The organism is Synechococcus sp. R3-13 (assembly GCF_047462195.1).
Lineage (GTDB): Bacteria > Cyanobacteriota > Cyanobacteriia > Thermostichales > Thermostichaceae > Thermostichus.
Genome location: NZ_JANSIO010000395.1, coordinates 1 through 3,218 on the forward strand (window position 1 = coordinate 1; position 3,218 = coordinate 3,218).

The 3,218-nt window shown below is 58.0% G+C and carries 5 protein-coding genes; 2 read left to right on the forward strand and 3 right to left on the reverse strand.

Translation table 11 applies throughout. The features are described 5' to 3' along the window. Positions 1–229 (forward strand): coproporphyrinogen III oxidase (locus NW856_RS11685; protein WP_414400415.1); only part of this gene is annotated, 229 nt, incomplete at its 5' end. 39 nt (positions 230–268) lie between these two features. Next, complete coding sequence (locus tag NW856_RS11690; RefSeq protein ID WP_414400416.1) at positions 269–964, forward strand: alpha/beta hydrolase; 696 nt, start codon at positions 269–271, stop codon at positions 962–964. Between the two features lie 226 nt (positions 965–1,190). Here the strand turns inward: NW856_RS11690 and NW856_RS11695 are convergent, their stop codons facing one another. The 3 genes from NW856_RS11695 to NW856_RS11705 form a co-directional block, all read right to left on the reverse strand. After that, positions 1,191–1,757 carry a GDYXXLXY domain-containing protein gene (locus NW856_RS11695; RefSeq protein ID WP_414390698.1) on the reverse strand — a complete coding sequence of 189 codons (567 nt, stop codon included), beginning with the start codon at positions 1,755–1,757 and terminating at the stop codon, positions 1,191–1,193. 26 nt (positions 1,758–1,783) lie between these two features. After that, positions 1,784–2,650 (reverse strand): bifunctional hydroxymethylpyrimidine kinase/phosphomethylpyrimidine kinase, encoded by an 867-nt coding sequence (gene thiD / locus NW856_RS11700; protein ID WP_414400417.1) that lies wholly within the window; start codon positions 2,648–2,650, stop codon positions 1,784–1,786. Between the two features lie 173 nt (positions 2,651–2,823). Beyond that, positions 2,824–2,997 carry a hypothetical protein gene (locus NW856_RS11705; protein ID WP_414400418.1) on the reverse strand — a complete coding sequence of 58 codons (174 nt, stop codon included), beginning with the start codon at positions 2,995–2,997 and terminating at the stop codon, positions 2,824–2,826. Positions 2,998–3,218 lie beyond the last annotated feature (221 nt).

Genomic DNA, 3,218 nt, shown 5'->3' on the forward strand with positions numbered 1-3,218 from the left:
GGGGGAGAGAGAACGGCAATTCCAGCTCTATCGTCGCGGGCGCTACGTGGAGTTCAACTTGGTCTATGACCGCGGCACGATCTTTGGACTCCAGACCCAAGGCCGCACCGAATCGATCTTGATGTCTTTGCCGCCATTGGTGCGCTGGGAATATGGCTACGAGCCCCAGCCGGACACGTGGGAAGCTAAGCTCTACCAGGTGCTCCGCCAGCCCCAGGATTGGGCGTAGGCCGGCCATACCCCGTCTCTGCTTCTGAGGATCCGTGGCGTGTTTTCTCCTTTCCCCCTCACCTACCGCGTTCAGCCGCCTCGACAGGTCGGCTTGGGATCCGCACCTGTGTTGGTGATGCTGCACGGGATCGGCAGCCACGAGGGGGATTTGTTCCAGTTGGCCCCCTATCTGGATCCTCGGTTGGCGGTGATCAGCTTGAGAGCCCCCATTCCTTGGAGTGGAGGCGGGTTTGCCTGGTTTGAAATGGCCTGGACACCGGAAGGGCTGGTGGGGGATCCCCAGCAAGCGCGCAATAGCCTCCAGCTCCTGAGCCGCTTTCTAGAACAGACGCTGCCCAGTGGGATCCCGGGTATTGCCCTGGATCCCAGGCAGGTGTATTTGCTGGGGTTTAGCCAGGGGGCGATCATGAGCCTGTACTTGGCTCTGACCCAGCCGGAGAAGCTGGCGGGGGTGGTGGCAATGAGTGGGCGCCTATCTCCAGAGATCCTGGCCGAGGCGGTGGAGCCGGAGCGGATGAAACACCTGGCCATCCTGGTGGTTCATGGCACTGCTGATGCTGTTTTGCCGATTGCTTTTGGCCGTCAGATCCGGGATTATTTTGCCCCGCTGCCACTGAACTTTACCTATCGCGAGTACGAGATGGGCCATGAAGTTTCCCCGGAGAGCCTGCGGGATATTCAGGTGTGGTTGCAAAACCTGTTGGATAGGAGAGATTCGGAAGTGAAAACCTGAAGAAGTTTGACCCAATTGGGATGACCCTAATTCAGGTGTTGAGCAAGGCTGTGCAGCACTTAGCAAGCTCCTCAATGGCACAGCTCCGGTTCTCGCCATCTTCAGGGTTTCGAGGGGCAAGTGATAGGGATCCCTGCCCCATTCAGTTTTCTGGCTCTCCTTCGGGTTCGGATGTCAGAATATGGTGATTAATTGTTAAAGCGTTAAAGCCGGGCAGAATGAGCACTTAGTACCGATGCTCCCCTACCCAGAGGCCGACCAATGCTGCCTTGCCCCAGGGATCCACTTTCACTTCTGCCCGCGTGGCTTCAGGGTAACGCCGAATATCTTCTTCCAAGGCATCTCCAGCTGCTTCGGGAATAAAAAATTCTTCGATTCCCAACTTGAGCTGCTGCCCGTCAAACCAGCCTCGCAGCACTTTCTCTTCAGGCTGCAAATCTTTGGGCATCTCCCGGCTGACACCGATTGCTCGCCAAGGTTGAGTGGGATCCCCTGCGGGGGGAGCCAAGCGCAGATAAAGGATCCCTGGGGTCTCCAATTCAGGTGACCAACCCGGCAGTTGCTCTAGGGTGGAGCGTCGAGCGACGACGTAGCCCAAGGCCACATACCGGCCCCGCAAAAGGTCATAGGGATCCACAGGGGCCGTTTGCAGGTAGATCGTGGTTCCGACAGCAAGAGTCAGCGCTTGCCGAGCCGGTATCAGCAGAACGATACCCAGCTGCAGCAGTAGGGGTAGCCAAAACCGCCATTTGGGCAGGGATCCCTTCTGAGAAAGATTCGACGGGCTAGCCATAGCAGCCAGAGAGAGTGACCTCTCTCTTATGGCACAGGTTTGCCAATCCCGGACAGAAGCGGGTAGAAGTGCCCCACTGGCCCCTGACCTGACCCGATGGCCAAAGGATGTCGCAGCGCTTCTGTTACATAGGCTTTGGCCGCCACTGTGGCCGCCAAGGGATCCTTACCCCAGGCCATCTGCGCCGCAATGGCCGCCGAGAGGGTGCAGCCGGTGCCGTGGGTGTGGCGGGTGGGGATCCGCTCTGTTTTCAGCACTTCCAGTCGCTCGCCATCGAACCACACATCCACCCCCTGCAGTTCCCCCGGCATGCCTCCGCCTTTAACCAACACCGCTCCACAGCCTAAGGCGTGAATCTGCTGGGCCGCCGTTTGCATATCCGCCAGGGACTGCAGCTGCAGCCCCGTTAAAATTTGCGCCTCATAGCGATTGGGGGTCAGCACCTGGGCCAAGGGGATCAGCCGCTCGCGGATGGCCTGAATGGCTTCATCTGCCAGCAACTTTGCTCCCGTGCGGGACACCATCACCGGATCCACCACCAGAGGCCGCAACGCCCAGCGCTCCACCTGACGGGCTACCTCCAGCACGATCTCGGCATTCAGCAACATGCCCGTCTTGATCCCTTGCACCCCGATGTCCTGCACCACAGCCTCGATTTGGGCGGCTACGGCTTCGGGGGGCAGCGCATCCACCCGGCTCACCCCAAGGGTATTCTGGGCGGTCACGCAGGTCAGGGCAGAGGTACCGTGTACCCGTTGGAAAGCAAAGGTGCGCAGATCCGCTTGGATCCCTGCTCCCCCACCACTGTCGGATCCAGCGATGGTGAGGGCGACAGGGGGGTGCTGCTCGGCCAGCAGTGGAGCCGGAGTTGGTTCAGATGCAGAGACAGACATTGGCCAAACGACAAAAATGGGCAAGGGTACCGATAGCCATTTCCATCAATCAATATGAACCATCTCTTTAACGTAGCAATGAAACTGTTGGTTCTCGATTGGTCTGAGACCACTGGGGTATTGGGAAAACTCTTGCAGACGTCTGTCAAGAAGCTGACTAAGAGTGAGTTGTCCTAGTCTAAATCCGAGTAGCCCTCATCAGTGGTGGCGACCACCTCAACCCAGGCTCTATCCCCCTCCACCGCCGTCAAGCTCCAGCGCAGAAGCCGAGCCGGCTGGCCCAGCTCCCGGTCAACTTGCTGACAGAGGGATTGCTCCAGTTGCGGGGCAGAGAGAGGCGAGCTCAACGGCAGAGATAGGTGCAACAAATGCAACTTCACAGGAGTCGAGAACTGATCTCGCCAAGGAAACAGACTTACTTTCGATAACTTCTAACACTAAGAATCCAACAATATAAACTAATGTAGTATTTTCAGATTAGGCTGAGACAGCCGGGCTACTGAGAAAAACCTTTTGGGCCCCTGCATTATTGCTCTGCAACGCTATTGCTCCGCAACGCTGACGCGAA

Excerpts from the sequence above, each read along its gene's own strand:
- NW856_RS11695 (WP_414390698.1), bottom strand. The coding sequence starts at position 1,757 with ATGGCTAGCCCGTCGAATCTTTCTCAGAAGGGATCCCTGCCCAAATGG.
- thiD (WP_414400417.1), bottom strand. The coding sequence starts at position 2,650 with ATGTCTGTCTCTGCATCTGAACCAACTCCGGCTCCACTGCTGGCCGAG.